31 protein-coding genes and 3 pseudogenes are annotated in these 26,282 nt (G+C 69.7%); 21 read left to right on the top strand and 13 right to left on the bottom strand.

The annotated features are described in order from the left end of the window. Nucleotides 1–28: 28 nt before the first annotated feature. Entirely contained in the window at nt 29–1,015 is a 987-nt protein-coding gene (locus tag GEV43_RS12015; RefSeq protein WP_160820763.1) for a DUF418 domain-containing protein, read from the top strand. A gap of 31 nt (nt 1,016–1,046) precedes the next feature. On the opposite strand, the gene GEV43_RS12010 is transcribed toward GEV43_RS12015, so the two are convergent. Continuing rightward, the gene (locus GEV43_RS12010; protein ID WP_241683483.1) at nt 1,047–2,615 is read right to left on the bottom strand and encodes a hypothetical protein; all 1,569 of its coding nucleotides are present in this window, start codon (nt 2,613–2,615) and stop codon (nt 1,047–1,049) included. Nucleotides 2,616–2,695: 80 nt separating this feature from the next. Then, on the bottom strand, nt 2,696–3,436 hold the full coding sequence (locus GEV43_RS50055; RefSeq protein ID WP_241682871.1) for a hypothetical protein: 741 nt from the start codon (nt 3,434–3,436) through the stop codon (nt 2,696–2,698). A gap of 280 nt (nt 3,437–3,716) precedes the next feature. On the opposite strand from GEV43_RS50055, the gene GEV43_RS12005 reads away from it, so the two are divergent. The 3 genes from GEV43_RS12005 to GEV43_RS11995 all read left to right on the top strand — a co-directional run bounded on the left by GEV43_RS12005 (nt 3,717) and on the right by GEV43_RS11995 (nt 6,264). Then, entirely contained in the window at nt 3,717–4,097 is a 381-nt protein-coding gene (locus GEV43_RS12005) for a hypothetical protein (protein WP_160820762.1), read from the top strand. Between the two features lie 332 nt (nt 4,098–4,429). Further along, nucleotides 4,430–5,242, top strand: coding sequence for an SAM-dependent methyltransferase (locus tag GEV43_RS12000; protein WP_160820761.1), 813 nt, complete (start codon nt 4,430–4,432; stop codon nt 5,240–5,242). 134 nt (nt 5,243–5,376) lie between these two features. After that, nucleotides 5,377–6,264 (top strand): helix-turn-helix transcriptional regulator, encoded by an 888-nt coding sequence (locus GEV43_RS11995; RefSeq protein ID WP_241682870.1) that lies wholly within the window; start codon nt 5,377–5,379, stop codon nt 6,262–6,264. A 383-nt stretch (nt 6,265–6,647) separates the two neighbouring features. On the opposite strand, the gene trxA is transcribed toward GEV43_RS11995, so the two are convergent. From trxA to GEV43_RS11980, 3 genes are all read right to left on the bottom strand, one after another. Further along, complete coding sequence (gene trxA / locus GEV43_RS11990) at nt 6,648–6,962, bottom strand: thioredoxin (protein ID WP_160820760.1); 315 nt, start codon at nt 6,960–6,962, stop codon at nt 6,648–6,650. Continuing rightward, a complete protein-coding gene (locus GEV43_RS11985) occupies nt 6,844–7,338 on the bottom strand; it encodes a MerR family transcriptional regulator (protein ID WP_206681137.1) in 495 nt (164 codons plus the stop codon). The genes trxA and GEV43_RS11985 overlap by 119 nt, the downstream gene beginning before the upstream one ends. A 776-nt stretch (nt 7,339–8,114) precedes the next feature. Further along, entirely contained in the window at nt 8,115–8,519 is a 405-nt protein-coding gene (locus tag GEV43_RS11980; protein ID WP_160820759.1) for an ATP-binding protein, read from the bottom strand. 187 nt (nt 8,520–8,706) lie between these two features. On the opposite strand from GEV43_RS11980, the gene GEV43_RS11975 reads away from it, so the two are divergent. Continuing rightward, nucleotides 8,707–9,555 carry a helix-turn-helix transcriptional regulator gene (locus GEV43_RS11975; protein WP_160820758.1) on the top strand — a complete coding sequence of 283 codons (849 nt, stop codon included), beginning with the start codon at nt 8,707–8,709 and terminating at the stop codon, nt 9,553–9,555. Next, nucleotides 9,552–9,788 (top strand): annotated as a pseudogene (locus tag GEV43_RS56015) (DUF397 domain-containing protein); the annotation flags it as partial. The gene GEV43_RS11975 and the pseudogene GEV43_RS56015, both read left to right, overlap by 4 nt. A gap of 162 nt (nt 9,789–9,950) precedes the next feature. Here the strand turns inward: GEV43_RS56015 and GEV43_RS50045 are convergent. From GEV43_RS50045 to GEV43_RS11955, 4 genes and pseudogenes are all read right to left on the bottom strand, one after another. Continuing rightward, nucleotides 9,951–10,100 (bottom strand): hypothetical protein, encoded by a 150-nt coding sequence (locus GEV43_RS50045; protein ID WP_241684127.1) that lies wholly within the window; start codon nt 10,098–10,100, stop codon nt 9,951–9,953. Between the two features lie 284 nt (nt 10,101–10,384). Next, nucleotides 10,385–10,525, bottom strand: a pseudogene (locus tag GEV43_RS56010) (PadR family transcriptional regulator); the annotation flags it as partial. A 268-nt stretch (nt 10,526–10,793) separates the two neighbouring features. Then, complete coding sequence (locus GEV43_RS11960) at nt 10,794–11,009, bottom strand: hypothetical protein (protein WP_160820757.1); 216 nt, start codon at nt 11,007–11,009, stop codon at nt 10,794–10,796. Then, nucleotides 11,009–11,266, bottom strand: a complete 258-nt coding sequence (locus tag GEV43_RS11955; protein ID WP_160820756.1) for a hypothetical protein — start codon at nt 11,264–11,266, stop codon at nt 11,009–11,011. The genes GEV43_RS11960 and GEV43_RS11955 overlap by 1 nt, the downstream gene beginning before the upstream one ends. 250 nt (nt 11,267–11,516) lie before the next feature. On the opposite strand from GEV43_RS11955, the gene GEV43_RS11950 reads away from it, so the two are divergent. Continuing rightward, complete coding sequence (locus GEV43_RS11950; protein ID WP_160820755.1) at nt 11,517–11,861, top strand: hypothetical protein; 345 nt, start codon at nt 11,517–11,519, stop codon at nt 11,859–11,861. On the opposite strand, the gene GEV43_RS11945 is transcribed toward GEV43_RS11950, so the two are convergent. Continuing rightward, on the bottom strand, nt 11,834–12,337 hold the full coding sequence (locus GEV43_RS11945) for a RidA family protein (RefSeq protein ID WP_241682869.1): 504 nt from the start codon (nt 12,335–12,337) through the stop codon (nt 11,834–11,836). The two genes, GEV43_RS11950 and GEV43_RS11945, sit on opposite strands and share 28 nt — an antisense overlap. A gap of 169 nt (nt 12,338–12,506) precedes the next feature. Here GEV43_RS11945 and GEV43_RS56005 point away from each other — a divergent pair. The 5 genes and pseudogenes from GEV43_RS56005 to GEV43_RS50030 form a co-directional block, all read left to right on the top strand. Continuing rightward, nucleotides 12,507–12,764, top strand: a pseudogene (locus GEV43_RS56005) (helix-turn-helix domain-containing protein); the annotation flags it as partial. Nucleotides 12,765–12,857: 93 nt separating this feature from the next. Further along, nucleotides 12,858–13,217 (top strand): hypothetical protein, encoded by a 360-nt coding sequence (locus tag GEV43_RS50040; RefSeq protein ID WP_241682868.1) that lies wholly within the window; start codon nt 12,858–12,860, stop codon nt 13,215–13,217. Further along, nucleotides 13,217–14,176, top strand: coding sequence for an MBL fold metallo-hydrolase (locus GEV43_RS11935; protein ID WP_175250028.1), 960 nt, complete (start codon nt 13,217–13,219; stop codon nt 14,174–14,176). Before GEV43_RS50040 ends, GEV43_RS11935 begins: the two co-directional genes overlap by 1 nt. Continuing rightward, nucleotides 14,176–14,529: an alpha/beta fold hydrolase gene (locus tag GEV43_RS50035; RefSeq protein WP_241682867.1), complete on the top strand. Its 354-nt coding sequence runs from the start codon at nt 14,176–14,178 to the stop codon at nt 14,527–14,529. Before GEV43_RS11935 ends, GEV43_RS50035 begins: the two co-directional genes overlap by 1 nt. Then, nucleotides 14,526–14,930: an alpha/beta fold hydrolase gene (locus tag GEV43_RS50030; RefSeq protein ID WP_241682866.1), complete on the top strand. Its 405-nt coding sequence runs from the start codon at nt 14,526–14,528 to the stop codon at nt 14,928–14,930. The genes GEV43_RS50035 and GEV43_RS50030 overlap by 4 nt, the downstream gene beginning before the upstream one ends. A gap of 153 nt (nt 14,931–15,083) precedes the next feature. On the opposite strand, the gene GEV43_RS11925 is transcribed toward GEV43_RS50030, so the two are convergent. Further along, nucleotides 15,084–16,505, bottom strand: coding sequence for a DHA2 family efflux MFS transporter permease subunit (locus GEV43_RS11925; protein WP_309240011.1), 1,422 nt, complete (start codon nt 16,503–16,505; stop codon nt 15,084–15,086). A gap of 332 nt (nt 16,506–16,837) precedes the next feature. Here GEV43_RS11925 and GEV43_RS11920 point away from each other — a divergent pair, with 332 nt between their 5' ends. Then, nucleotides 16,838–17,647 carry an SAM-dependent methyltransferase gene (locus tag GEV43_RS11920; RefSeq protein ID WP_160820752.1) on the top strand — a complete coding sequence of 270 codons (810 nt, stop codon included), beginning with the start codon at nt 16,838–16,840 and terminating at the stop codon, nt 17,645–17,647. A gap of 60 nt (nt 17,648–17,707) precedes the next feature. On the opposite strand, the gene bla is transcribed toward GEV43_RS11920, so the two are convergent. After that, nucleotides 17,708–18,685, bottom strand: coding sequence for a class A beta-lactamase (bla, locus tag GEV43_RS11915; RefSeq protein ID WP_160820751.1), 978 nt, complete (start codon nt 18,683–18,685; stop codon nt 17,708–17,710). Nucleotides 18,686–19,003: 318 nt separating this feature from the next. Between bla and GEV43_RS11910 the strand changes: the two genes are divergently transcribed. The 4 genes from GEV43_RS11910 (at nt 19,004) to GEV43_RS11895 (ending at nt 22,666) form a co-directional block, all read left to right on the top strand. Then, complete coding sequence (locus GEV43_RS11910) at nt 19,004–19,525, top strand: AAA family ATPase (protein WP_160824471.1); 522 nt, start codon at nt 19,004–19,006, stop codon at nt 19,523–19,525. Nucleotides 19,526–19,659: 134 nt separating this feature from the next. Beyond that, nucleotides 19,660–20,493, top strand: coding sequence for an AraC family transcriptional regulator (locus tag GEV43_RS11905; protein WP_309239597.1), 834 nt, complete (start codon nt 19,660–19,662; stop codon nt 20,491–20,493). Nucleotides 20,494–20,532: 39 nt separating this feature from the next. After that, entirely contained in the window at nt 20,533–21,951 is a 1,419-nt protein-coding gene (locus GEV43_RS11900) for an aspartate aminotransferase family protein (protein ID WP_206681134.1), read from the top strand. A gap of 67 nt (nt 21,952–22,018) precedes the next feature. Further along, nucleotides 22,019–22,666: a hypothetical protein gene (locus GEV43_RS11895; protein WP_160820750.1), complete on the top strand. Its 648-nt coding sequence runs from the start codon at nt 22,019–22,021 to the stop codon at nt 22,664–22,666. Here GEV43_RS11895 and GEV43_RS11890 read toward each other — a convergent pair. Then, nucleotides 22,661–23,404 (bottom strand): TetR/AcrR family transcriptional regulator, encoded by a 744-nt coding sequence (locus tag GEV43_RS11890; protein ID WP_160820749.1) that lies wholly within the window; start codon nt 23,402–23,404, stop codon nt 22,661–22,663. The genes GEV43_RS11895 and GEV43_RS11890 overlap by 6 nt on opposite strands. Nucleotides 23,405–23,585: 181 nt before the next feature. Here GEV43_RS11890 and GEV43_RS11885 point away from each other — a divergent pair, with 181 nt between their 5' ends. From GEV43_RS11885 to GEV43_RS11870, 4 genes are all read left to right on the top strand, one after another. Next, complete coding sequence (locus tag GEV43_RS11885) at nt 23,586–24,419, top strand: S1 RNA-binding domain-containing protein (RefSeq protein WP_160820748.1); 834 nt, start codon at nt 23,586–23,588, stop codon at nt 24,417–24,419. A gap of 130 nt (nt 24,420–24,549) precedes the next feature. Continuing rightward, nucleotides 24,550–25,098: a YciI family protein gene (locus GEV43_RS11880; protein ID WP_160820747.1), complete on the top strand. Its 549-nt coding sequence runs from the start codon at nt 24,550–24,552 to the stop codon at nt 25,096–25,098. 133 nt (nt 25,099–25,231) lie between these two features. After that, the gene (locus tag GEV43_RS11875; protein WP_160820746.1) at nt 25,232–25,543 is read left to right on the top strand and encodes a hypothetical protein; all 312 of its coding nucleotides are present in this window, start codon (nt 25,232–25,234) and stop codon (nt 25,541–25,543) included. A gap of 129 nt (nt 25,544–25,672) precedes the next feature. Next, nucleotides 25,673–26,257, top strand: a complete 585-nt coding sequence (locus tag GEV43_RS11870; RefSeq protein ID WP_160820745.1) for an N-acetyltransferase — start codon at nt 25,673–25,675, stop codon at nt 26,255–26,257. Nucleotides 26,258–26,282 lie beyond the last annotated feature (25 nt).

The following is a 26,282-nucleotide window of genomic DNA, read 5'->3' as shown; positions in this document are numbered from 1 at the left end:
CTGGGCGGATGGCTGCACGGTCGTCCTTATGGAGGCAGCGTCTGGCGCCATCCGGAGGGCGGGCGCGGGGCCGAGCCCCAGCGGCGCGGCAGGCGAGCCTGAACGGCTGCTGTGGGTCGATGCCCTGCGCGGCCTCGCACTGTGCGGCATCGCGTTCGTGAACGTGGGTGGCCTGACGGGGACGCCGGTGGACGGGAACGGGCTCGGGCATTGGGTTTACGAGCTCGGGTTCCATGGGCGGTTCTTTCCCGTCTTCGCGTTCCTGTTCGGATTCAGCTTCACGCTCTTTCTGAAGGGGCGGGAGGCGTCGCGGGTCGTCGCGTTGGCGCGGCTCGGGTTCCTGATTCCGATCGGTGTTCTGCATCGCGCCCTGCAACCGGACGAGGTGCTGTTGTCGTACGCGGTGGTGGGGATCGCCGTTCTGGTGCCCGCCTCGTTCCTGCCGCGGAACGTGGTGGCGGGGTGCGGTGCGGTCGCCACGGCCGCTGCGCTGGTCGCGGGCGGGGGCAGTCTGCTGATTCCGGGGCTGTTCCTCGTGGGCTCGGCGGCTGCCGAGTACCGGCTGAGGAACGGGTTCGGCGCGTGGGTCGCGGTCGGGTTCGTGGCGGTCGCGCTGAATGCCATGCAGGTCGCGAACGGTTCGGCGACGGTCGCGGCAGCCGCAGGGGTCGCTACGGGCGCCGCCTACTCGGTGGGGTTGGCGGCTCTGATCGGTGCGTCCGGGCGGGCGGCCGGGTTGGCCGCGGCGGTGCTGGAGCCGTTGGGGCGTACGGCACTGACCAACTACCTCGGGGCGACCGTTCTGATCCTGGCGGCGGATCGCTTGTTCGCGGACGAATGGAGGTTCGGATGGGTGGCGGCGATCCTGGCCGTTCAGATCGTGCTGGCCCGCTGGTGGCTGGCGCGGTTCCGGTACGGGCCGGCGGAATGGGTGTGGCGCTGCCTCACCTGGTGGCGCCTCGTTCCGAACGGAAACCGACGGGCCGGAACCCTGGATCGACCCCGACGGACCTGAACCGACGATCGGAGGTGGACGCTCGGGAGAATCAGAGGAGGTCTAGGGCGGTGGCTATGACGCTGTCGGTGTCCAGGCCGTGGTGGCGGTAGACCTCGTCGATGTCGCCGGACTGGCCGAATCGCGTGACGCCCAGGTGCGCGGCGCGGACGCCGTTGATCCCGGCCAGGAACGCGAGCGTGTGCGGATGGCCGTCCAGCAGCGTGACCAAGGGCGCGGCGCGGCGTGCGGGGAACGCGGCGTCCAGGATCCACGTGTCGGCCTTCGCGAGGCCGGAACGGCCCTGAACGGCGTCGAAGAGCAGGCCGGGACTCGTCACGCAGACGACGTCGACGGACGTTCCGAGTGATTCCAGCCGGGACGCGGCGGCGAGCGCCTCGGGCACGAGGGCGCCCATCGCGGCGATCGTGAGGTCGGGCGCGTCCGCCGAACGCAGCAGCGGGTACGCGCCCGCGACGACTTGGCGGCGGCGGCGTTCGCGCGCGGCCGGATCGTCGGGGACGGCGGCGAGGCCCTGGTCGACGGGCCTGGTCGACAGCCGCAGGTACGCCGAGGTGCCGTCCGGGCGGCCGAGGCGCGACATGGCGGCCAGCAGCGTCCACTCGGTGTCGATCGCGAACGCGGGCTCGTAGGTGACGCAGCCGGGCTGTTCGAGCCCGACGGAGGGGGTGGTGATCGACTGGTGCGCGCCGCCTTCGGGCGCGAGCGTGACGCCGGACGGGGTGCCGACCAGGATCGACTGGCCGCCCGCGTAGATGCCGAACGACCACGGCTCCAGGGCGCGTTCGACGAACGGGTCGTACAGCACGCCGATCGGCAGCAGCGGCTCGCCCCACCGCGACCACGTCGCGCCGAGCTCGCCGAGCAGGCCGACGAGGTTGGTCTCGGCGATGCCGAGTTCGAGGTGCTGGCCGGTCGGGCGCTCGCGCCAGTGCAGGATCGTCTCCGGGTCGTCCTCGAACCAGTCGCGACGCTCGCGGGCCGCCCACACGCCGACCTTGTTGACCCAGCCGCCGAGGTTGGTCGACGAGCTGACGTCGGGGCACAGGGTGACGACGCGGCGCGCGGCGTCCGGGGCCGAACGGGTCAGGTCGAGCAGCGCGCGGCCGAGCGCGGCCTGCGTCGACTTGGTCCCGGTGGGCGTACGGCCGAAATCGGCGGGAACGGCGGGCGGCGCGGACGCGGGAACGGCGGGGCGGCGCAGGCGTTCGGCCGTCTCGGCGCACAGGGCCGCCTCCGGGCCGTCCGCCGGGAACGGAGCCCACGGGTCGGCGGGGTCGGCGCCGACGTTCCGGGCGAGATCGGCGAGCTGGTCGGCGGTGAGCAGCGCGGAGTGGTTCTGCGGGTGGCCCTCGCTGGCGAGGCCGTAGCCCTTCACCGTGTACGCGAGGATCACCGTCGGGCGGGAGTCGTCGATCGCGTCGAACGCGTTGCGCAGCGCGTGCAGGTCGTGCCCGCCGAGGTTGCGGATCGCGGCGTGCAGCGTCGCGTCGTCCAGCGTCGCGACCAGGGAGCGGAGCGCGGGGTCGTCGCCGGGGAGGCGGTCGCGGAGCTGCGCGGGCGTGCAGCGCAGGAGCCGCTGGAACTCGGGATTGGTCATCGCGTCGATGCGGCGGCGCAGCCCGTCCCCGCCCGGCCGTTCGAACAGCTCCTCCAGCAGCCGCCCGTACTTGACGGTGATCACCTGCCAGCCGGCCGAGGCGAACATGCCCTGGAGCCGTCCGGCCCCGATCTCCGGGACGACCCGGTCGAGGGACTGCCGGTTGAGGTCCACGATCCACACGACCTCGCCCAGCTCGCCGACCATCGGGTCGAGCACCGCCTCCCAGCAAGCCCCCTCGTCCAGCTCGGCATCCCCCAGCAACGAGTACTGCCGCCCCACCCCGACCCGCCCACCGCCGCCGCCGTCGCCGGGGGCGGGGGTGGCGGTTTCGGTGGTGTTGTTGTTTTCGGGGAGGGGCTGTTGATGACGGAGGAGACGTAGCGGCGGGCCAGGGCGCCCCAGATCGGGGCGGTCGCTCCGATGCCGACCGAACCCGTCGAGTAGTCGACCGGGTCGGGGTCCTTGGACCGCGACGGGTAGCTCTGCAATCCGCCGAACGAGCGCAGCGTCGTCAGGTATTCGGCGTCCAGCTCGCCGAGCAGGTGGTTGATGGCGTGCAGCACGGGGGAGGCGTGCGGCTTCACCGAGACCCGGTCGCCGGCGTGCAGCCGTTCGAACCACAGCTCGGTCATGATCGAGACCATCGACGCGCAGGACGCCTGGTGTCCGCCGACCTTCAGCCCGGTCGGGTTGGGCCGCACGCGGTTGGCGTGGTCGATGATCGCGGTCGCGAGCCACAGCACCCGCCGCTCGACGTTGCGCAGCACCGCGTCCCGGTCGGGTGCCTCCTGGGCCGGACGAACGGAGGTGGTGTCCATGCCGCATTCCTCCTGGGCGCGCCCGCGCCGTGGGTGGGGCGCCGGGCGGATCAGCGTCAACGTTCCCCCAATCATCACCCGTTCCGCGACGTGCCCGGTACGGGGAGATGGTGTTCGCGATCGGCTCTGCCCTTGGCCTCGGTCTCGGACTGGTGACGATCGGCCGGTGGCGGGGGCGTACGGGGGTTACGGACGCGTCACGCCTTGTGGAGGGGGTCGATCCGGGCTTAGATCACCGATAAGTTTGCTTGACGGAATACCGTTCGCGGGCGGGGTGGCCATGGGTATGTATCCGGTGGGTGACGAGCCCATTCTCTTCCAGATCGGCGACATCGCCGTGACGAACTCATGGGTGATCGTTCCGCACGGGCGTTTTCCCCTGCGCGGCACGGTGTGGAATGTGCAGGACTCCACGCAGGTCACGGAGGGCATTCCGCCCGTCGCGATCGTGTTGACGATCATTTTCGTGTGGTTCTGTCTGCTGGGGCTGCTGTTCCTGTTGATGAAGGAGCGCAAGTACAGCGGTTTCGTCGCCGTGACCGTCACGGGCCCTGGGTTCCACCACATGGTGCAGCTGCCGCCGGGGCCGCAGAGCGGCGGGTGGGCGACGCAGATGGTCGCGCAGGCGCGTTCGATGGCCGCCGTCGCACCTCCGCTCTGAGCCTGAGCCGGAGTCCGAGTCCAGCGGTGCCGCGAGGCCGTTTCACCTGGCTCGTGCTGGGTTTCGGGCTGTCGTTCCGTTTTCTTGTCGTGGTGCGTCGAGACGCTGCGGGCCCGTTGCCGTGACGTGACGTCATGGCTGTTGTCCGTTGTTGTTGTTGATGTTGTTGCGGGACATGACACGGGCCTTGGCCCGCGGTGATGGGCTGTGTCCTTGCGGTAAAGCTTTTCGGTGCCGTCCAAATTCGGCGTTCCCGTTGCCGTGTCGGCGGTGAGGTCTAAGTTGGGGTGACAAGTGGAACGCGGCAGGACCCATGGAAGGAGCGTCATATCATGGCGGATGCCACTCCGGAACAGGCTCCGGGGATCCCGGCGAAGATCAATACTGACGTTCCGCAATCGGCCCGGATCTGGAACTACTGGCTCGGCGGCACCGACAACTACGAGGTCGACAGGGTCGCGGGCGACGAGTACAAGGCCGTGTACCCGCCGATCGTCGACATCGCCCGTTCCGGCCGCTACTTCATGGCCCGCGCGATCAACTTCCTGGCGAAGGAGATCGGCATCCGGCAGTTCCTCGACTGCGGAACGGGGCTGCCGACCGTCGACAACACCCACGAGGTGGCGCAGCGGGCCGCGCCGGAGGCCCGCATCGTCTACGTCGACAACGACCCGCTCGTCCTCGCGCACGCGCGGGCCCTGCTGACCAGCGCCACTCCGGCCAACACCACCTACATCGACGTCGACCTGCACGACCCCGACAAGATCATCAAGCAGGCCGGCCGGTCCCTCGACCTCTCCAAGCCGGTCGCCGTCATCCTGATCGGCGTGATGGGCCACGTCATCGACGCGGACGAGGCGCAGTCGGTGATCCGCAAGCTGATGGGGCCGCTCGTGTCCGGCAGCTATCTCGTGCTGCACGATTCCACCAACGCGGACGAGGCGTTCAACGCCGCGCAGAAGTCGTACGACGACACGGGCGCGATCCCGTTCAGGCTGCGGAGTCCGGAGTTCATCGCGCACTATTTCGACGGGCTGGAGCCGGTGGAGCCGGGAATCGTTCCCGGGCCGCGCTGGCGTCCCGAAGTGGAGCCCATCGACGCCGCTGACCTGCCCACACTCTGCGGAGTGGCGCGCAAACCGTAGCCGCCGAGCCGTCCCGCCGGGACGCATGCGGCACGCGGCCGGGAGCTTGACGTCGCGTACGGTCCCATGGCCGACGCGCTGCGTGAAGCTATAGTCAATGTGGTCGTGCACCGCCATTTCGATGAGGAGTCCCTTTGGCCTCCATCGCGATCACCGGCAACAGGAACGCGGCACTCGCCGAAGGCGATCCGCTCGTACCGCGCATGCTGCTGGGCCGGACGCTGCGCCGGCTCCGCGGCGAAGCGGGCGTGACCAGGGAGGACGCGGGCCGGGCCCTCGGCGGTTCGAGTTCGAAGATCAGCAGGCTGGAGCTCGGGCAGGTCGGCTTCAAGACGCGTGACGTGGCCGTCCTGCTCGACCTCTACGCCGCGACCGACGACGCCGAGCGCACGACCCTGCTCGCCCTCGCCGAGCAGTCCACGAAGCGGCCGTGGTGGTACGGCGACCGCGCGCTCATCCCGTCGTGGGTCCGGCCCTACCTCAGCGCCGAGCAGACCGCGAAGCTCGTCCGCTCCTTCGAGGACACGGTCGTGCCCGGCCTGCTCCAGACCGAGTCGTACGCGCGGGCGCTGATCCGCCGCCAGCATCCCGCGGACGAGGTCGAACGGCGCGTCGCGTTCCGGATGGGACGGCAGCGCGTGCTGCGCCGCCGTCCCCGCCCGCTCAACCTGTGGGTGGTCCTCGACCAGGCCGCGCTGTTCCGCCCGGTCGGCGACGCCGCGGTGATGCGGGAGCAACTCCGCCACCTGGACCAGATGTCCTGGCGGCCGAACGTGACCATCCAGCTCGGCCCGTTCGGCATGAGCCGCGACCTTCAGACCGAGGGCCCGCTCACGCTGGTCCGCTTCCCGCAGCAGGGCCTGCCGGACATGGTCTACCTCGAACGCGCCGACACCGCGCTCTACCCGGTCGGCCGGGCGCAGATCGAGCGCCACTGGCACAACTTCAACACCCTCGTCACCGAGGCGTCCCCACCCGAACGCACCCCGGACATGCTCCGCCAGATCCTCGCCATGTACTGACCCGGAGGCGAGGACGAGTCGGCAGGAGGTTGTTGGCCTTTGCCGCTGGGCGGAGCCTCGTTTCGGAGCGCGTTTGCGGAAGTTGGGTTTTTGCGGGTGGATGCAGGGCCCTTTTGGGATGGACTCGCTGGGCGTTGGTCTGTGTCGGTGGGTGCAGGACCGTTTCTGGGGTGGATTCGTGGGGGTTGGCTCGGACGCCAGGTGAAGGCTCGTTCTCGGTGCGGGCTCGTAGGGAACGGGTGCTCGCCTTTGAGTGGAGGCTCGTTGTCGGGTCGAGTTTGCGGGGAACGGCGACATTGCCCCTAGGCAGAGGCTGGTTGTCGGGACGCGGTCGGGGGAAACAGCCTTTGTCTGTGGGGGAGGGCCGTTCTCAGGAGGTTTGCTCAGAAGTGGCCGTCGAGGTCGGCGAGGAGCATGCGCTTGGACTTGGCCCCCACGATCTGCCGGACGACCTCGCCGTCGCGGTAGAGGTTGAGCGTGGGGAAGCCCATGACGCCGTAGCGCGTGACGATGTCGGTGTTCTCGTCGCCGTTCAGCTTGCCGACGGTGAGGCGGTCGCCGTACTCGGCCTCGATCTGCTCAAGGATCGGCGCGATCATCTTGCACGGGGGGCACCACTCGGCCCAGAACTCGACCAGGACCGGCTTGCCGGCGCCGAGCACACGGTCGTCGAAGTTCTCGCTGGTCAACGTGATCATCTCGGTCCTTCGGGAACAGGACGCAGCCGGGACAGGCCCGCGTCAGGTGATCGGCCAGATCGGCCCTACGCCTGACCAGGGTGCGGATCTCGGCGTCGATCTCGGCGAGCTTGCGGTAGTAGACCGCGACCGACTCCGGGCACGCGTCGCCGGCGTCCTCGCCCGCCCGGAGGCAGTCCACGAACGGCCGCGCGTCCTCCAGCGTGAACCCCTCCGCGAGCAGCGAACGGATCTCCGTGACGAGCCGGACGTCGGACTCCTCGTACTGCCGGTAGCCGTTGGCCCCGCGCCGCGCGGAAAGCAAGCCCTGCTGCTCGTAATAGCGCAGCGCCCGCGTACTCACACCCGCGCGTTCGGCCAGCTCACCGATACGCATCGGCCCTCCCCTGATTCATGGCCGCCAACGACGCTAATCCTTGACACCGGCGTCAAGGTCAAGCCCGTCTCGGCCTCCCGTGTGGGCTCTGGTCCGGTCCGAGTCTGTCCGGGCTCCCGTGTGCGTTCGCGTTCGGTCCGAGGCTGGCCTGTCCGCCGCCTCGTCTCGTTCGTGCCTGTCGCGGTCCTGGCTGCGTCCGCGTCCGATCCGTCTCGTCCGCGCCCGCGTCCGCGCCCACGTCACGCCCATGATGCCTGCTTCCTCCGCCGCCTCTTCCTCCAGCCCTGCGCCCTCTGCCCTGTGCTTTCCGTTCTTCCGGTCAGTGCTCGGTGAGTCGTCCGCCGCCGTTGGCGGGGGCGGGCAGCCGGCCGCCGCTCGCGTCTCGCTGCCTCTTCCGCCTGAGTGGGGGCGCGCGTGAACGGGTACGGCGTGCGCCTCGTCATGAAGCCGGTGAATTCCGAGGGCCGCATTGTCAAGGTGGCGGTGGGGGAGTGCTGGCTGCTCTGCCGTACGTGTGGGCGCGGCCTTTCACCAGGGTGGGCCGCCCTGGGTTGCCGCCCATACCCATACGTAGAGCAGGAAGGCTCCGGCGACCAGGCCCAGTAGTGACGGCCAATTGGGCCGGGGTGCGCTTCGTCCACGCTTGCCGCTCATGCTGACGATCCGTTCTCTCGCTGGGTGTTCCCGCCAGGGAGTTGATGCGGTCAGACCACGCCCCGGTAACCCCATCAACAGGCAAACAAGCACCGTTTCGCCGCATACGGCCCGGAGCTCGTTCAGCCTCTAAGTTCGAACCAGACCGCGTGGCCTCGGCCGCGCCGGTCGGCGCCCCAGGCGGAGGCCAGGAACGACACGATGCGCAGGCCGCGACCGCTGACGCCTTCCTCGTCCACGTCCGCGAGGCAGGGAACGGTCGCCGACCCGCCATTGTCGAGGACCTCTACGCGTACGGCCCGTTCGGAGAAGCTCAGCTCCACGTGTACCTGGCCGCCTTGTCCGGAGTCGGTGTAGCGCATCGCGTTCGTCACCAGTTCGCTCAGGCAGAGCAACGCGTCGTCCAGAACGGGATGGTCATCGCCGAGCTGGTCCAGGCACCAGCGCCGCACATGCGACACCGCCCGTTCCGTGCCCGGTATCCGGATCGCCTCGATCTTCATCGCCGTCGTCTCGCCTGTGGGCATCGCCCCACGTCCTTCCGGTCGCCAACGCCGAAAGAATGAACCGGACACACGATGCGAGGCCACGCACTCGGTGCGTTCGGCCTCAGGTCCTCAGGACAACGGGACTCAGTCACTTTTGACCGGGGCACTTTGGCCAGATCGCCGCGAAGCCTTCTGTGATCGCATTCCGTTACCTCATGATTACTTCATGAGCGAGGCTGATCGTCCGACCATGCGGAGTCGCAAGCTCGGCCGGAGGCTGCGCCAGATCAGGGAGGAACGGAACCTCAACCTTCAGAAGGCCGCGCGCCTGCTCAACCGCACGCCGTCCTCGTTGAGCAAACTGGAGACGGGCAAGCGAGGCATCCGCCGCCCGGCGCTGGAGAACATGCTCGACCGTTACGGCTTCACCGATCCGGACGAACGCGAAGCCCTCTTCACCCTCGCCCGCGACGCCACCAAGAGGGGATGGTGGGACCGATACGAAGGAAAGGTCTCACGGTCGACTCTCGACTACATCTCTCTTGAGACCGACGCGTCCTTGATCAGGAGCTTCCAACTTCATCTGGTTCCGGGATTGCTCCAGAACGAGGACTACGCGCGTGCCGTTGTCGCGTCCACCGTCTCTCTGAACGGGCCCCCCGACATTGAGGGGCTCACAGCGCTTCGGATGCAGCGCCAGGGCGTCTTGAGGAAGCCTGCGGCGCCGAAGCTGTGGGCGATCATGAGCGAGGCCGCGCTGTGCCAGGAGATCGGCGGTCCGGAGGTCAGGCGGGCGCAGCTTCAGCGGTTGGTGGCGGAGTCTCGGCGGAGCAACGTGACGCTCCAGGTGCTGCCTTACGCCGTCGGTGCCCATCCCGGTGTGAACGGGTCCTTCACGAGTCTGACGGTGAAGGACCTGTCGGTGGTGCTGGTGGAGAACGTCTTCGCAGGTATGTACCTCGAAAGCACTGAGGAGATTCGGGGGTACGCCAAGACCTTCGATTTGCTCAGCGAAGCCGCTCTCCCGCCATTGGACTCCCGTCTCCTGATCGAACGGCTAGTGTCGGCGGTATGACGCGGCTGAACGTTGTTCGTACTGGGTGGCGTAAGAGCAGTTACAGCGGGACGGGCGGTGCGGAGTGTGTGGAAGTGGCGGCATTCCGCGGTGGACGTGGTGAGGGCGGTGGCGCGCCAGTCGAGTTCGCTGGTGCCCGGGTGAATGGTGGACGTAGCGGCGGTGGGGGTGGTGCGGTGGCCTTGGTGAGAGTGGTGGGGGTGCGGGACTCCAAGGCGCCGGAGGGGCCGGCGCTTTTGTTGGGGCGGGTGAGTGGTGGGGGTTGGTTGAGCGGATCAAGGGTGGGGGGCTCGATCTGGTGCGGTGAGGGCGGCGGGCGTGGGGGCGTTCGCACCTCGGGGGGGGGGGGGGGGGGGGGGGGGGGGGGGGGGGGGGGGGGGGGGGCGTTGCGACGGTCAGTGGTCGATGGCGCCCTTTTCGGCCCAGTCTGCGATTTCTTCGGGGACGTGGCCTGTCTCGTGGTAGCCGCGCCATACGTCGAGTCCGGCCAGTGTTCCCTGGGTGAGGTCCTCCAGGAGGACGCGGACCCAGTCGGCCTCGGCCACGCGCAGGGCCAGGTCGTATTCGGTCTCGACGAGGAAGATGCGGGGGAGGCCCTCCGCGGCGGCGAGTTCGGTTCGGTGCTCGCAGATCTGCGTTTCGAGTGCCTTGAGGCGTTGGCGTAGGAGTTCGGCCGCCTCGTCGGGGGCAGGACGCCGAGGGACGAGAGCGCGGCCTCGAACCGGGGAAACTCCCGTTCGGGCACCGCGACCAGTTCGCGGACCCAGTCGGTCATCTCCTCGCGGCCGAGGTCGGTGATCCGGTAGACGGTGCGTTCGGGCCGGGCGCCGTGCCTGACGTTCTGCGCGACCTCTAGGAAGCCGTGTTTCTCCAGGTTGCGGACGACGGTGTAGAGCGTCCCCCACTTGATCTTCATGTCCTGGTCCTTGCCGCGGGCTCGCAGCAGGGACGCGATCTCGTACGGGTGCATGGGCCGCGCCGACAACGTCACCAGCACGGCGAGACCGAGGATGTTGCTCACCTTGCGCCGCTTCGGCATCGGCCGTTCCCCCATCCGGGCTTGCTCGTGCACGAGTGAGGCCCCTGTGTGCTCGTGGGCCAGTGGGTATGGGCGAGTACGTCGGGATCGGTCCTCAACGATGCCACCAGTACCTGGGAACTCGCTGGATGCGCCCTGAGGCCGCCGTACCGACCAGACTTGGCCAGTTGCCACTGGCAAGGTTTGCGGGGGGTGGTGCCTAGGTCGCGGCGGTTTCCAGGGACGTCGCCAGGGCGTCGATGGCGTGGACGGAGAAATCGCTGTCGTGGTCCGGCGTGACGATGGTGATGAGGGAAAGGCCCGTCGCGATCAGGGTGGTCTCGTACGGCTCGTAGGCGAAGCCGGTACGGCAGTACGGGTCGTTCAGGGCGAGCATCCGCAGGCGCGAGGCCGGGCAGGGCTCGTAAGCGAGCATCAGGGGGCCGTCGCCCGACGGAGACAGGTGATATCCCTTTTCGTCCCATGCGGCGACCATTTGGTCGTCTGCGGCGAGGAGGATTTCGGCGCGGTCGGGTGGGGAGCGGTCTGCTCGGCGAGCGGGAGGAAGGGCGAGTCGTCGAGCGAGACGCGCATCGCGGGCCACCGGTCCGACGACCAGCGGCGCAGGAAACGGCCCACCGGGCCGCCCGCGGGTCCGGCGGTGATGAGAACGGTGTCGTATCCGCTGATCACCTGGGGATCCAATCGTCGGTCGGACGCGGGCGACGTTACCGGTCGGGGTGGTGGCGGCGCGGGGCGTCTGCCGGTATTTCGCCTATTTCGTTTCGTTGGGGAACTGCCCTGTGAACTGCTGTTTTTGCAGGTCAGAACCTTCTTGTTTTTCGTGACATTTCTCTGGAGGCGGGGAGGGGACCGGGGCTCTCCGTGGTGCACTCGGGTGTGTCCGTCCCACTCCCGTCCTGATCCCGGAAAGGAAGAGAACATGCCCCGAGACTCCATCGCCGTACCGCGAGTCCGCCGCGCCATCGCGGTCTGCGCCGCCCTCGGCGCCGCCCTGGTGGTCGGCGCGCCCGGGACGGCCCACGCCGGCGGCCCGTTCGCCTGGGCCGCGGCCGCCACCGTCGGCAAGCGCCTGACGGTCTGCGCGAACGACCTCGACCTGCGTTCCTCCAGGGGCGGCGCCCCGTTCGCCCACCTGCACAAGGGCGACCAGTTCAAGGTCGGCGCCGTTGACCACCCCTATCTGAGCGAGTGGGTGCACGGCTTCGCCTACGGCAAGGTCAACAAGAACGCCTACGTTCAGAACGGCTGGTTCTGTAGTACGTGACGGCTCCGTCCGCGGCCCGGGGCGTCCGCGAGCGCTGACGGCGGCCGCACCGGGAGCGGACGGCGGACGGCGGCAGTGTCAGGAGCGGACGGCGATCGCGTCGATCTCGAAACGCATGCCGGGCAGGGCGAGGGCGGCCACGCCGAGCAGCGTCTGCGTCGGCGGCTTGTCCCCCAGATCCGTCCGATGGCGGTGCCGATGACGGCCAGCTTGTCGGAGTCGTGGTCCACGATGAACGTGCGGAGCTGGGCGACGTCCCGGTAGCCGAGCCCCGCCGATTCGAGGGCCTTGCCGAGGTTGGCCAGAGCCTCGTCGACCTGTCCGGCGAAGTCGGACGTGGTCACCTGGCCTTCGCCGTCCGAGGCGTACTGCCCGGCGATCAGAACGAGCTCGCCCGCGGTCACCTTCGCGACGTGGCTGTATCCGAAGCCCACCGGGTCGTGCAGCGTGGACGGATTGGAGATGGACAGCGGCATGTGCGTATTTCCCTTTCTCGCGGAGTTACAACGACCACTTTAGGTAGTGCAACGGCCGTTTTACTCTACTGGGCGGGGCGGGCGAGGCGTTCCCGGCGTTGACAAATTAAGTGAGCGCTCATTAAATATACGGCGTGGACGATCGTGAGGCAACGCACGCCGCCCCGGCATCGCCCGGCGCCGTCGCCCCGGCAACGCCCGGAGCCGTCGCGCCGACATCGCCCGGCGCCGTCGCCCCGGCGGCGGCTCGGCGGCGGGGGCGGCCGCCCAAGGGGCCGGGCCGGATACCCGGGAACTGCTGCTGGACGCGGCGCTGGAGCTGTTCGCGCGGCAGGGGTTCGCGGCGACCACGGTTCGGCAGATCGCCGCCAAGGTCGGCGTACGGGACAGCGCGATCTACGGGCATTTCGCGAGCAAGCAGGCGATCTATGACGCGCTGTTCGCCGAGGCGGGCCCGGCCTCGTTCGAGGCGCTGCGGCTGGACGTGGAGGCGCTGGTGCGGGCGGGGCCTCGGGAGGCGGTGCCGGATCTGGTGGCGCGGGTGATGGCGGGCTGGTCCAGCCCACGGGCCCGGCGGTTCAGCAGCGTGCTGCTGCGTGACGGCAGCGGGGGCGGCGGGCTGGACGGCCTCGCCGCCGCGATCGAGAGCGCCCGCGACCAGCTCCAGGAGCCGTTCGCGCGCTGGCAGGAGGCCGGGCTCGTCCGCGCCGACCTGCCCGCCCGGCAGGTGGTGTGGGAACTGTTCGCGCCGCTCCAGGTGCCCCGCCTGCTGCATTTGCACGCCGATGCCGCCCCGGACGACCTGGACGCGGCGCGGCGGCTGGTCGACCAGCACGTGCGGTTCTTCCTGAGCGTCATCCTCACCGAAAGGAGTTCGTGATGGACGGTCACCTGCCCGTCGCGCACGAGATGGGCGAACGCCCGCCGGGGTTCGTCGCGCCGAACCTCAGCCCGGCCGGACTGCGGCTGGAGCCGCGGGAACTGGCCGACGGCGTGTTCGCCCTGATGGCCAACCAGGTGCCCAAGGACAACAACGGGCTGATCGTCGGCCGGGACGCGGCGCTCGTGGTCGATGCCGGGATCACCCCCGCCGTCGGGCGGCATCTCCGGCAGGTGGCGGCGGGCCTGACCGGTAGGCCGGTCCGCTACCTGGTCAACACGACGTACCACGGCGACCACACCTTCGGTAACACCGCGTTCGACCGGGACGTCACGCTGTTCTCCTCGCGGCTGAACAAGGCGGCCATGACCGACCTGGAGGCCGAGAAGCGGCTGCGCGCCGAGAGCATGTACGGCGACGACTCCCTGAACACCGTGCACACCTGGCGCAAGCCGGACGTGGTGGTCGACCGGTTCTGCGAGATCGACCTCGGCGGCCGGGTCGTGCACCTATGGCACCTGGGCCCGGGCAACGGATCGGGGGACACCGTCGTCCATGTGCCCGATGCGAACGTGGCGTTCACCGGCAACTTCGTCCTGCCTTACGGGGTCACGCCGATGGCGCTGATCGGCGACCCCGTCGGGTACGCCCGCAGCCTGCGGACCATGCGGGCGGTGCTGGACGTGGAGACCATCGTTCCCGGTCACGGGTTCCTCGGGCCCGCCGAGCCCGGTCTGTCCGCCTGGATCTCCTACCTGGAGAACCTGGCCGCCGCCGTCCAGCGCGGCCGGGACGCGGGCGTCCCCGTCGAGGTGCTGTACGACGAATTGCCGATGTGGGGCATCCAGCCGTTGCCCGACGCACCCGAGCAGTACCGGGCGCTGGTGCGCTCCCTGCACCGGATGAACATCCTGCTCACCTACCGCTGGCTCGCGGGACGGTCGGCCGAGGCCGCCTGATGGACGTCCCCGCCTGGATCATCGGGTCCGGCCCGCACCGGGTGCTCGTGGCGCACGACTGGTTCGTTCCGACCGGCGCGTGGGGGTGCTTCCCGGAGTATCTCGACGGCTCCCGTTTCAGCTACGCCTTGATGGACGCCTGCGGCTACGGCCGTCGGCGCGACGTTCCGGGCGAGTACACCGTGGAGGAGATGGCCGGCGACCTCATCGCCCTCGCCGACCAGCTCGGCTGGGACCGGTTCTCACTCGTCGGGCATTCCATGGGCGGCAAGGCGATCCAGCGCGTTCTGGCCGACGCGCCGGAACGTGTGCGCAGGCTCGTCGCCGTCACCCCACTCCCGCCGGACGCGTGACGCTCACCGCCCGGCAGCGGGCGGCGTTCGCCGCCGCGGCGCACTCGCCCGCCGGACGGCGCGAACTCCTCGACCACGCCACCGGCAACCGTGCCGGCACCGCGTGGCTGGACCACATGGTCAACGTGTCGATGCGCGGATCGACGCCCGCGGCGTTCGCCGCCTATCCCCGCTCGTTCCTCCACACCGATTTCGCGGGCGACGTCACCGGCGACCCGACGCCGGTCAAGGCCATCGCCGGGCAGTACGACCGGGCCATTCCGGAGGACGCCGTCCGCGCCGCCTGGTCGGCGTGCTACCCGAACGTCCGAATCCAGGTGCTCGCCAACACCGGCCACTACCCCATGCACGAGACCCCTGTGGCGCTCGCCGCCTCGATCGAGTCGTTCCTTCTTTCCTGAGCCCTTTCGGACGTCTTTGAGGGGCGCGCGGTGGTTCCCCGGGGCAGCGGCCGACGGGCGGCTGCCCCGGGGAGCGCCGGATTTCAGCGACGCTGCGGCGCAAAAGCGCAAAAGCGCGAGGGCGCGGAATTCAGCGGCGCGGGGTGGGCGGGGTCAGTCCTGGTGCGGGTTGCGGGCCAGGATGCTGAAGCCGACCGCGGCTGCGGTGACCGCGACGAGCGCGCAGCGGAACGCGACCCGGAAACCGTCCGTTTGCGCGGCGATGTCGCCCGGCGCGTGGGCGGCGATCGCGGTGGCCGTTCCCACGAGGACGGCCAGGCCGAGCGCGCCGCCGAGCTGGTCCACGGATCGCTGCACGCCGGAGGCGATACCGGCGTCCTGTTCGGTGACGCCGTGCAACGCGGCGTTCTGCAAGGCGATCAGGCCGAGCGCCATACCGGCCGCCATCGCGATCATGCCGGGCAGGACGTCGATCCACAGGTTCCCGTCGACGGGCAGCCGGGACAGCAGGCCGGCGCCGAGCGCGGACGCCAGGAGGCCGGCGAGCGCGGTGCTCTTCATCCCCAGCTTCCCGATCACCTTCTCGGTCAGGACGAGGGTGACGAGCAGCACCGCGCAGAACGGCAGGTACGCCAGGCCCGCCTGGAGCGGGGTGAACCCCAGCACGTCTTGCAGGTAGAGGGTGACGATGAAGAAGGTGGTGGACAGGGCCGCGCTGAGCAGTACCGTCGCGGCGTTCGCGACCGTCCGGGTGCGGTTGGCGAAGAAGGACAGCGGGACGAGCGGCCGCCGCGAACGGTGCTCGACCAGCACGAACGCCGCCAGCGCCGCGACACCGCCCACGACCGGCAGCGCGACGGCGAGGTCGTTCCACGGACGGTGCGCGGCCTGGAGCACTCCGAACACCAGCGCCAGCGGACCGGCGGTCAGCAGTACGGCTCCGGGCACGTCCAGGCCGCCCCGGCGCTCCGGAGCGCGGTCGGCGCGTACGAGGCGCGGGGTGAGCGCGAGCACCGCGGCCGTGACCGGCAGGTTGACCAGGAAGATCCAGCGCCAGTGCAGCAGCTCGGTGAGCACGCCGGAGAGCAGGACGCCGCCGGCCATGCCGAGCCCGGAGATCGCGCCCCAGACGCCGAGCGCTCGGGCCCGTTCGGACGGCTCGGTGAACAGCAGGGCGATCAGCGACATCGCGGCGGGGGAGGCGAGCGCCTCGCCGGCGCCCTGCCCGAACCGGGCGGCGACCAGCGTGGGCAGGTCGGGCGCGGCCGCGGCGAGCAGCGACGACAGCCCGAACAGGGCCGCGCCGGCGAGGAAGACGCGGCGCCGTCCCAGCAGGTCGGCGATCCGGCCGCCGAGCAGCAGCAGACCGCCGCCGACCAGGGCGTACCCGGTGACGACCCAGGCGAGCGCGGCGGGGCCGGCCCCCAGGTCGGCGCCGATGGAGGGCAGCGCGACGTTGACCACCGTGACATCGACGGCGATGAGGCACTGCAACAGGGACAGTACGGCCAGGGCTTTCCATCGGCTCGCGGCCCGGGATGCGGGCAGGGCAGGACGGAACGCGGTACGGAACACGTTCAAGGAAGTCAGAACTCCAGGTCGGGCTCCCGAGGACGACGGGAGCCGGGTGATGGATGTGCACCCGCGTGCCGGCGTCGACGGGATCGGCGATCGACCGTCGGCGGCACACCTGGAGTTACTTAGTGAAAACGCCCATGACGTCACCAACGGTAACGGCGCACGGAGCCCACCGTCAAAACGGAACGCGTCCGCCGCGGACCGCCCCCTCGGACGCAGCGGCACGCCCCGCACCTCAACGGAGGGAGGTCCGGGCGTGGCCGGGTGCGGGACGTCCGGATGCGGTCGTTCCGTGGAGATCATCTGGGCGTCCGGCCTAGCCTCGCGGGGTGAACCAGCGCCCGCCGCCTCCGGGGATCGACGCCTCGGTGCCGTCGCCCGCCCGGATCTACGACTCCCTGATCGGCGGGAAGGACAACTACGCCGCGGACCGGCAGGTCGCCGCCCGGCTGATGGAGATCAACCCCAACATCCAGAGCAGCGCGATCGAGAACCGCGCGTTCCTCGGCCGCGCCGTCCGCTACATCGCCGGGCAGGGCGTCGACCAGTTCCTGGACATCGGCACGGGACTGCCCACGCGGGAGAACGTCCACCAGGTCGCGCAGGCGTTCCACGCCGACGCCCGCGTGCTGTACGTGGACTACGACCCCGGAGTCGTCGCGCACGCGCGGGCACTGCTCGGCAAGGCGCCGAACGTGTCCGTTCTGGAGGCCGATCTCCGCGACCCCGACACGATCCTGGACGAGGCGCGCCGCACCCTGGACTTCGACCGTCCCGTCGCGGTGCTGCTGATCGCCGTCCTGCACTTCATCCCCGACGCCGACGACCCGCACGCCCTCGTCCGGCGCCTTCGCGACGCGCTCCCGCCGGGCTCGTACGTGGCGGTCTCGCACACCACCGCCGACCTCGGCGCGGAGACCGGCGACACCGCGACCGCGGAGTACTCCCGGATGTCGTCGGCGCAGGCCGTGCACCGCGACCGCGCCGCGATCGCGCGGTTCATGGACGGCCTCGAACCGGTGGAGCCCGGAGTCGAGTTCATCACCCGATGGCGTCCCGATGGCGCCCCGCGCCCACCCGAACACGCGGTTTTCTACGGCGCCGTCGGCCGCAAACCACTCAACAACGCCGACGGGTAGAACGCGCCACAGTCTCTCGGTGTGGACGGTCGCCCTCGGCCTGGTGGACGAGCGGCTCGGTCAGAGTTTGCCGAGCGCCTTGGCCAGGGCGGTCGCGGTGGAGGCGATCACCTTGTCGTCGTGCGGGACGCCGTCGGTGGCGCGGTTGGTGAGCACCGACAGGATCAACGGGGCGTTCGACCGGGGCGGCCAGACGATCGCGATGTCGTTGGCGGTGCCGTGGTTCCGCGCGCCGCCGGTGCCGGTCTTGTCGCCGACCGTCCAGTCCTTGGGGAGTCCGGCCCGGATCCGGGTCGCGCCGGTGAGGCTCGCCTTCAGCCAGGCGACCACGCGCGCGCGGTCGCTGGGGTGCAGGCCCGTCCCGGCGGTGAGCTCGGCGAAGGTCCGCGCGGCGGCGGCCGGGGTGGTGGTGTCGCGCTCGTCGCCGGGTTCCCACTCGGTCAGCCGGGGCTCCGGCCGGTCCAGGCGGCTCACCCGGTCGCCGAGGGAACGGAAGAACGCGGTCAGGCCGGGCGGCCCGCCGATCTGCTTGAGGAGCTGGTTGCCCGCGAAGCCGTCGGACTTGGTGATACCGGCGCGGCACAGTTGCGCGGGTGTCATGCCGGTGTCGGTGTACTCGGTGGTCTCCGGGGAGTTCCCGGTCAGCTCCGCCATCTCGCCCGGTGTCCAGTGGACGACCTTGTCCATCAGCCCGGGACTGCTCGTGCGCGCCTTGTGTAGCACCGCGGAGCACGCGAACACCTTGAACATGGAATTGAACGGGAACCGTTCCCCGGCCCGGTAACCGACGGTCTTACCGGTGCCCAGGTCGATGCCCACCGCGCCGATACGCCCGTGGTACGACTTCTCCAGTTTCCGCAGCGTGTCGTTCAGAACGGGGTTTGAGGCGGCGGTGCCGGAGCCGCCGGTCTGGGCGGCGGCGGGCTTCGCCGTACGGGTATCGCCGGTAGCAGTGCCGGTCGCGTAGGCCGCACCGCCGAGCAGGGCGCAGGCGGTCAGTGCCGCGGCGCCCAGCCGCAGCCGAGGAGCTCGTGTCATGCCCGGCAGGAGATCATCTCCTTCCCGGGCAAGTCCAATATTTATATGAATCAGAAATTGATATGAGGATGGATATGTGCGCTGCTTGAGTGTCGGGTATGGACGGTGCCGCGCCGCCCGAGGTCCGGTCCATGTTCTGGCCTGGTGCACTGGGATGGGGGCCGCCTGGCGTGCGCGGGCCGATCCGTGCGGTGCAGTGTCGTTCTCACGTTAACCTGTCACGTTCTTGTGCTCAGCGGTGTCTTATGGGCGGCGATTCAGCAGTAGGCAGCGCCCAGGAGGAGGAAATCCGATGGCGGATGGGGGACCGGGTCGGTCATCGTGCTGACCGGTCCGTGCGGTGCGGGCAAGAGCACGGTGGCCCGAGTGCTGGCCGGACGGCTGACACCGAGCGTGCGCCTGCACGGCGACGACTTCTTCGGCTTCATCGAACGCGGCGCCATCGCGCCGTACCTGCCGCAGGCGCAGCACCAGAACGAGACGGTCATCGACGTCCAGGCCACCGCCGCCGCCGGATACGCGGCGGGCGGCTACCACGTGGTCTTCGACGGGGTCGTCGGCCCCTGGTTCCTGGCGCCGTTCCACCGCGCCGCCGCGGAGGCCGGTGTTCCGCTCGATTACGTCGTCCTGCGTCCCGAACGCGACGTGGTCATGGCCCGCGCCACCGCCCGCGGGACGGGCGCTCTCACCGATCCCGAGGCGATCGGGCAGATGTTCGACGAATTCGCCGACCTGGGCGATCTCGAACCGCACGCCCTCGACTCCGGGGCGCTCACCCCCGAGCAGACCGCCGACACCATCGCGTCCGCCCTCGCCTCCGGCGCGTACCGCCTGCGCTAGGACGGAATCGGACGCGCGAGGGGCCGAGCGCCGTCGCGATCGTTCGGCGGGCTCCATGGCGCCGGCCGCCGCAAAAGGCCGAAGCCGCGCAGGATAGAAATGCGCCCGCCACGCAGTACGAAAGGAGGTGGGCCGTGGCCGCGTCGCCGGTACGGCTGTGGCGTCTGGACGGGCTCAGGGGCATGCAGTTGATGCGCGCCCACTTCACCCGTCACGCCTTCGCCCGGCATGGCCACGAGACGTACGCGCTGGGCGTGGTGCAGGACGGCGTGGAGGAGATCGGCTTCCGCGACGGGATCGAACGCGTCGGCGCGGGCGGGGTGGTCCTCATCGAGCCGGAAGTGGTTCATACCGGACGTGCGGTGGCCGGTGACGGCTGGCGGTACCGCGTGCTGTACCCGTCCGTCGAGCTCATGACGGAGCTCGGCGGCGGACGGGGAACGCCGTCGTTCCGCGACCGGATCGGCTACGACCGCCGGAGCGCCGAACTGATCGTACGGGCGCATCGTGCCGCCGAAACCGAGGATCTGCTCACCGCCGAGTCGTTGCTGTGCACTGCGTTGACCGGGCTCCTCCTGCTGAACGGCACGTCGCGGCCCGTTCCGGCGCGAACGGCCGAACGGCGGGGTTCTGTAGCCCGCGCGCACGAGATCCTGCGCGAGCGGCTGCTGAATCCGCCTTCTCTCGAAGAACTCGCCGCTGAGACCGGGGCGCGGCCGTTCACCCTGCTGCGTTCGTTCCGCGAGGCGTACGGGCTGCCGCCGCACGCGTTCGTCACTCAGTCGCGGGTCAGGAACGCCCGGCGCCTGCTGGAGCGGGGGCTGCCTCCGGCCGAGGTGGCCGCGGCGGTCGGATTCTTCGATCAGGCGCACCTGACCCGCCACTTCCGGCGGATGGTGGGCGTGACCCCGGGCGCCTACCAGCGCGATGGCAATTTCGTACAAGCGGCCAGGACATCGCCTCCCTAACCTGGCGGCACTCGTTGGCCAGGAGCAGGAGGTACGGCTGTGCACGCGGAACCGGACGCGCTGGAGTCCGATCACCGGACGGTCGAGACGATGGGCCGTACGATCATGGCCCGGCTCGCGCGGTACGCCGATGATCTGCCTTCGGCGCCCGCCGGCCGTTTCGGCGAGGCGGACGCGGCCGTCCGGCGGATGCGGCGGCCTCCCGCCGAGGACGGCGCGGAGCTGGAGGCCCTTCTCGACGCCTTCGAGGACGCCGCCGCGCATGGAGCGAATCCGGCGTCTCCGGGCTACTACGCCTACTTCCCGTCCGGCGGACTGGTGTCCTCGGCGCTCGCTGACGCTTTCGCCCAGGTATACAACCGCTTCACCGCGGTGGCCGACCTCGCGCCCGCGCTGGTCGCGATGGAGCACGGCGTCCTGCGCTGGCTCGCCGCCCGGTTCGGCCTCCCCGAGGAGGCGGGCGGCCTGGTCACCACGGGCGCTTCGCTGGCGACGCTGACGGCACTCGTCGCGGCGCGCCACGACCGGCTCGGTGAGGATTTCGCGCGCGGCACCCTGTACGTCACCGAGCACACCCACTACTGCATCGCGAAGGCGGCCCGGATCGCCGGCCTGCCGCCCTCGGCCGTCCGGGTGGTGCCGACCCGCCGCCTGCGGATGGACGCCGCCGCGGCCGCCCGCATGATCGAGGACGACCGGGCCGCCGGGCTCCGGCCGTTCCTCCTGGTCGGAACGGCCGGCACCACGAGCACGGGAACCGTGGACCCGCTGGACGACCTCGCCGGACTCGCCGCGCGCGAACGCCTGTGGTTCCACGTGGACGCCGCGTACGGCGGGGGCCTGCAACTGACGGCGCGCGGCCGGGCGCGCCTGGCCGGGATCGACCGCGCGGATTCCATCGTGGTCGATCCGCACAAAAGCCTGTTCTTGCAGTACGGGACCGGTGTCCTCCTGGTCCGGGACGCGGCCGTTCTCCCTGCCGCCCACGCCGATGGCGGCGACTACCTCCAGGACCTGGAAACAGTGGAGCAACTGCCCGACTACGGAAATCTCGGCCCGGAACTGACCCGCGAATTCCGGGGCCTGCGCCTGTGGCTTCCCCTGCATCTCCACGGAGTCGCCGCGTTCCGCCGAGCGCTCGACGAGAAACTCGACCTGGCCGAACTCGTTCACCGCCGACTGGCCAACGACCCGCTCTTCGAACTGCCATGGAAGCCGGACCTGTCGGTCGTGGTGTTCCGCCTGCACGGCACCGACGAGCTGAACCGCCGCCTGCTCGAACGGATCAACGCCACCCGACGCGTCTTCCTGTCCAGCACCAAGGTCGAAGGACGCTTCTTCCTGCGCATCAACCCGATGAGCCACCGAACCCACCTGTCCGACGTCCAGAAAGCCCTGGCCACCATCAAGGAATGCGCCCAACAAGCACTCGACTCCCAATACGCAGCCCCTGGATAACCGCCCCTCGACTCGTCGTCGGAGCAACGGCGGGGAGGGGTCCCAGCGGGACGGTTACTGTTGCCGCATGGGCTTCGATCCCAGCACGGAGTTCAACCTGGAGCATGTCGGCGACTGCGCCAAGGCCCTTGTCCGGGCCCGCGGGCTGGCGCAGTCACTGCACGATGATCTGTCCGACGGCTCCCATCCCGTGGACGAACTGGTCCTCGACCGCGCCGGACGACTCGTCCAGATCATCGATTTCCTGCATGAGCACACGTCGGAACGGCAGGATCCGCGGCCCCTCCACCGCCGCGATTCCGCAGACCTCGAACGTGCGGGCGAGCACGCGCGGCGAATCACTCAAGCCCTCAGGGAAGAGATGAGCGGCGGTCGCGGACCGCATACGGGTTATGCGGGCGGCAGCAATCTGGTGCACCGCCACGGCGCTGACCCCGCCCTCGTCCGCGCACGTGACAGTGCCCTCCGCAGCAAGGCCCGGCTCGCCGTCCTCCGTGCCGCCGAGAAGACCATGTTCGCGTTGCATCCCATCAGGATCGACGTATCGCGCAGCGACCTCTCCGAGCTGAACTGCCACAACATCAACCTCCTTTCCGGCTTCGCGTGGACGAGGAAGACCCGATGGCCCGATTACCTTTCGCGCCAGGAGGTACGACAGCGCTCTTCCCGGGTCTTCGGTGTGCGAGCGAAGTGGCGGGTGACCTACCGGCTATGAGCCGGCCCCGGCGGGCGGAATGCGGCCGCGGATGTCCTTGACCATGGTCAGCATCGCCATGCGGAAGATCTCGGCCTGATGGTCGCCGATGAACGCGGTGTGCCCGAACACTTCCAGGACGACAAGACCGTGCATGTGCCCCCAAGCGCTCAGAAAGAGCGAGGCTCCGGCGGGCGGCAGGTCTCCGAGCCCGTCCGCCGGCAGCCGTTCCAGATACTCCCGGAGCGTGGGCGAAAGCGCGGGCGTGTCGGCGGCCCTCAACTGCTCCGCGGTGAACCCGTCGAACAGTTCCCGCCGGAAGATCGTGCCCATCCGGCGAACCGCCTGTGTGGTGGGCCCCTCGGCAGGCGCCTCGTAATGACGCAACGGCGCCCCGTAAACAAGCTGGAACCGTTCAGGATTGGCGATGGCCCAACGCCGATAGCCCTCGGTCGCCAACACCAGCCGCTGGAGGGACGTCTCGTCGGGCGCGGCGTCCACGGCCTCTTGCACGGCATCGCTCAGATCGCCGTACGCCTTGGTGATGAGCGCGGTGACGAGGTGGTCCCGGCTCGGAAAGTAGTGGTAAAGCGCTTGCACGGTCATTCCGAGATTCCGGGCTACCGCGCGCAGGGACAGGGCGTGCGGCCCGTTCTCGTCGATGTGGCACTCGGCCGCGCCGAGGATCTCCCGGACGGCGACGGCCCGCCGCCGCTCGCGCAAGGAGAGCTTGGCCGCTGCGCCTTCCACAGGAGACATGCCGCAACCGTACGACGCCGCTCCCCGGCCGCGGAATCGTGAGGCGCCGTCTGCGACAGGCTGCTGGGACCCGGAACGCCGCGAACATCCGTGCTGATCTGGCAAGACGACTGCCTTGCCCAACGCTTTCGTCGATGGCGGGGCTTGTCCGCGACGGAGCAGGCCATGGAAGTCTGGGGTCATGAGCCGTTCGAAAGATGATCCGTCGCTGACGGGCTTCCTGTCGACGGTGAACGTTGGAGACGTTCTCACCGGCACCATCACTGCGGTTGAGCGGTCGGACGCCCTTGTCCTTCTCGATGACTTCCCTGACGCTCCGATCGGTGTCATTGGCTCGCTCGATTTCTCCTGGCGGTCCTCCGGCGCGATGGCCGAAATCCTTGGGCCCGGGGACCGGGTCCACGCTGAAGTGGTCGCCGTCGACTTCGCACAACGCCGAGTTCGGCTGTCGAGGTCGGCGACGGAGAACCCCCGGTTGTGGGCGTTCCTCAAAGAACTGCGGCCAGGACAGCGACTGTCGGGAACGGTGGCGGCGATCGAACGGTTCGGTGTGTTCGTCGCCCTGGACGAAGGGCCGGACCATCCGGTGTTTCCCGGCGTCGGGTTCATCACCATGCCGGAGCTGACTTGGAGGTGGTTTCAGGACCCATCGGAAGTCATCTCCGTGGGCCAGTACATCACCTGCGAGCTCCTGGCCTTCGATACCAGCAACGGCGAGGCCCGCCTGTCGCTACGCGCCACCCAACCGGATCCGTTCCGGCAATTCGCCGACCACACCCGCGTCGGACAAGTGGTCGACGGGACCGTCACCCAACTCGTTCCGTTCGGCGCCTTCGTTCGCCTTGCCGACGGTATCGAGGGCCTGCTTCACAGCACCGACGACAACACCACTCCTGGCGCGCCATCCCGGACAGCAGTCGAAGTCGGCGACCACGTCTCGGTCACCATCGCTGCCATTGACTTGCAACGACGACGCGTTGCCGTGTCACGACCCTGTCCCCACGTTCGCCCGTGACGGCAAGCCCCGATCCAGGACCCGGGCCGGTCGTGCCCCGGCCCTGACCGGCGGGGATGCGTTGGCCGTACGACGACGCTCCGCGGGGCGGTATGGACGAGGCGTTTGTGGCGGGGGAGAGACTAGGGGAATGGAGTTTCTCTGTTATCACCGTGACCGGGCCGGGTCTCTGGCGCTGCGTGAAGAGCTGGGGGAAGAGCACTGGTCGTATATGGATCGGTACGCCAAAGAGATGATTGCCAGGGGGCCGACGCTCGCGGACGACGGCGAGACGCCCACCGGCAGCGTGCACATCCTTGATCTGCCCGATCCCGCTGCTGCCCGCGCGTTCGCCTTTGACGAGCCCAACTACCAGGCCGGCGTGTACCGGGACGTGCTGCTGCGGCGGTGGCGCAACACGCTGGGACGTACGATGTGGGATTTCCCCGGCGGGCCGACTGACGGCGACCGGTACCTGGTGTTCGGCTTCGGCGCCGGGCAGGCCGCCGACCTGGCCGTTCCTGCCGAGCAGGACGAGTTGATCGCGTACGGGCCGCTGCTGTCCGACGACGGCACCACCTGGGTGGGCACGGCGCTGCTGGCCCGGGCGCCGGACCCGGACGCGGCACGCGCCATCCTGAGCGAGGAGCGGTACGCCGACATCGAGGTGCACAACTGGCAGTTCGGCGGGCGGAGGTGATGGTCCGGGCCGTCCGGGAGCCGTAGAGCCGTCTCACCCGGCCGCCCTCAGTAGTCACTCTCGGTAGCTATGCAAGGACATTGCGTGCCTATTGAGTGGGTGGAGTGACATCCACCCCCTGGGAGGGATTGCTGTGCTCAAAACACGATCGTGGGCGGCCATCACGGCGGCCGCCGCTGCCGTCGCACTGACGGCCGTGCCCGCCTCGGCCGCCGACCAGGAAGGACGCATCTACTGCACGAGCGGGTTCAGGGTCGGGCACACCGACTTCTCCTTCAGTGCCGACGGCTGCGAGCCGAGCGTGACCGATTACAACAGCCGCTTCTTCGTGGAGACGCTGTACTTCAACCTGACCTGGAACCACCACGTCCGGGTCACCTGCGAGCCGCCCGCGGTGGCGACGTCCCCCAGCAGTTGGGAGGCGTACTCCTGCAATTTCGGCTGATCGAACGTACGGCGACCGCTCAACGACGCTGATCCGATGAACGAGCCCGGGATTGTCGGGAATCCCGGGCCCGCAGATCGGGGGCTCGGATTCCGGTCGGCGTTCGGGTGGGCGGCTTACTGTGGGCTCATGGTCGAGGTGCGTACGGGTCGTAAGGACGAGGCGCGGCTGTTGGGGGAGGTGCTCGCGCGGGCGTTCGCGGACGATCCGGTGATCCGCTGGATCCTGCCGGACGGGCGTGGGATGACCGGGATGTTCGTGACGCTCGCCCGCCACACGCACGCGGCACCCGGCACCGCCGAGATCGCCTATGGCGAGAACGGTCCGCTGGGAGCGGCCCTGTGGGATCCGCCGGGGTACGCCGCGTCCGGTTGGCGAACGGCGTGCGCGGTGGTGGGCTTCGTGCGGTCGATGCGCGGCCGTGTGCGGTACGGCCAGATCGTGGACGATCTGCTGCGGAAGGAGCGTCCCCCCGAGCCGCACTGGTACCTCGCCCAGATCGGTGCGACCGAACCCGGCAAGGGCGTGGGCAGCGCACTGCTGCGCTCCGGTTTGGAGCGCTGCGACCGTGAGCGCATGCCCGCCTATCTCGAAAGCAGCAACGAAGTGAACATCCCGCTCTACGAGCGGTTCGGCTTCACCGTCACCGGCGAGATCCACATCCCGGACGGCCCGACCTGCTGGCCCATGTGGCGTCCCCGGCGGGATTCCTAGGAACGGGTGAGGGCGAGCGGCGGGG

This window comes from Actinomadura sp. J1-007, assembly GCF_009793335.1.
Lineage (GTDB): Bacteria > Actinomycetota > Actinomycetes > Streptosporangiales > Streptosporangiaceae > Spirillospora > Spirillospora yumaensis.
Note: the sequence above shows the minus strand (reverse complement) of the source record. Positions and strands in the feature narration are given on the sequence as shown.

What these genes read in the sequence shown, in the direction of transcription:
- GEV43_RS12015 (WP_160820763.1), top strand. Translation starts at nt 29, where the DNA reads ATGGAGGCAGCGTCTGGCGCCATCCGGAGGGCGGGCGCGGGGCCGAGC.
- GEV43_RS12010 (WP_241683483.1), bottom strand. Translation starts at nt 2,615, where the DNA reads ATGACCAATCCCGAGTTCCAGCGGCTCCTGCGCTGCACGCCCGCGCAG.
- GEV43_RS50055 (WP_241682871.1), bottom strand. Translation starts at nt 3,436, where the DNA reads ATGGACACCACCTCCGTTCGTCCGGCCCAGGAGGCACCCGACCGGGAC.
- GEV43_RS12005 (WP_160820762.1), top strand. Translation starts at nt 3,717, where the DNA reads ATGGGTATGTATCCGGTGGGTGACGAGCCCATTCTCTTCCAGATCGGC.
- GEV43_RS12000 (WP_160820761.1), top strand. Translation starts at nt 4,430, where the DNA reads ATGGCGGATGCCACTCCGGAACAGGCTCCGGGGATCCCGGCGAAGATC.
- trxA (WP_160820760.1), bottom strand. Translation starts at nt 6,962, where the DNA reads ATGATCACGTTGACCAGCGAGAACTTCGACGACCGTGTGCTCGGCGCC.
- GEV43_RS11985 (WP_206681137.1), bottom strand. Translation starts at nt 7,338, where the DNA reads ATGCGTATCGGTGAGCTGGCCGAACGCGCGGGTGTGAGTACGCGGGCG.
- GEV43_RS11980 (WP_160820759.1), bottom strand. Translation starts at nt 8,519, where the DNA reads ATGCCCACAGGCGAGACGACGGCGATGAAGATCGAGGCGATCCGGATA.
- GEV43_RS11975 (WP_160820758.1), top strand. Translation starts at nt 8,707, where the DNA reads ATGAGCGAGGCTGATCGTCCGACCATGCGGAGTCGCAAGCTCGGCCGG.
- GEV43_RS11960 (WP_160820757.1), bottom strand. Translation starts at nt 11,009, where the DNA reads ATGCTCGCTTACGAGCCCTGCCCGGCCTCGCGCCTGCGGATGCTCGCC.
- GEV43_RS11950 (WP_160820755.1), top strand. Translation starts at nt 11,517, where the DNA reads ATGCCCCGAGACTCCATCGCCGTACCGCGAGTCCGCCGCGCCATCGCG.
- GEV43_RS11945 (WP_241682869.1), bottom strand. Translation starts at nt 12,337, where the DNA reads ATGCCGCTGTCCATCTCCAATCCGTCCACGCTGCACGACCCGGTGGGC.
- GEV43_RS11935 (WP_175250028.1), top strand. Translation starts at nt 13,217, where the DNA reads ATGGACGGTCACCTGCCCGTCGCGCACGAGATGGGCGAACGCCCGCCG.
- GEV43_RS50035 (WP_241682867.1), top strand. Translation starts at nt 14,176, where the DNA reads ATGGACGTCCCCGCCTGGATCATCGGGTCCGGCCCGCACCGGGTGCTC.
- bla (WP_160820751.1), bottom strand. Translation starts at nt 18,685, where the DNA reads ATGACACGAGCTCCTCGGCTGCGGCTGGGCGCCGCGGCACTGACCGCC.
- GEV43_RS11895 (WP_160820750.1), top strand. Translation starts at nt 22,019, where the DNA reads ATGGGCTTCGATCCCAGCACGGAGTTCAACCTGGAGCATGTCGGCGAC.
- GEV43_RS11890 (WP_160820749.1), bottom strand. Translation starts at nt 23,404, where the DNA reads ATGTCTCCTGTGGAAGGCGCAGCGGCCAAGCTCTCCTTGCGCGAGCGG.
- GEV43_RS11885 (WP_160820748.1), top strand. Translation starts at nt 23,586, where the DNA reads ATGAGCCGTTCGAAAGATGATCCGTCGCTGACGGGCTTCCTGTCGACG.
- GEV43_RS11880 (WP_160820747.1), top strand. Translation starts at nt 24,550, where the DNA reads ATGGAGTTTCTCTGTTATCACCGTGACCGGGCCGGGTCTCTGGCGCTG.
- GEV43_RS11870 (WP_160820745.1), top strand. Translation starts at nt 25,673, where the DNA reads ATGGTCGAGGTGCGTACGGGTCGTAAGGACGAGGCGCGGCTGTTGGGG.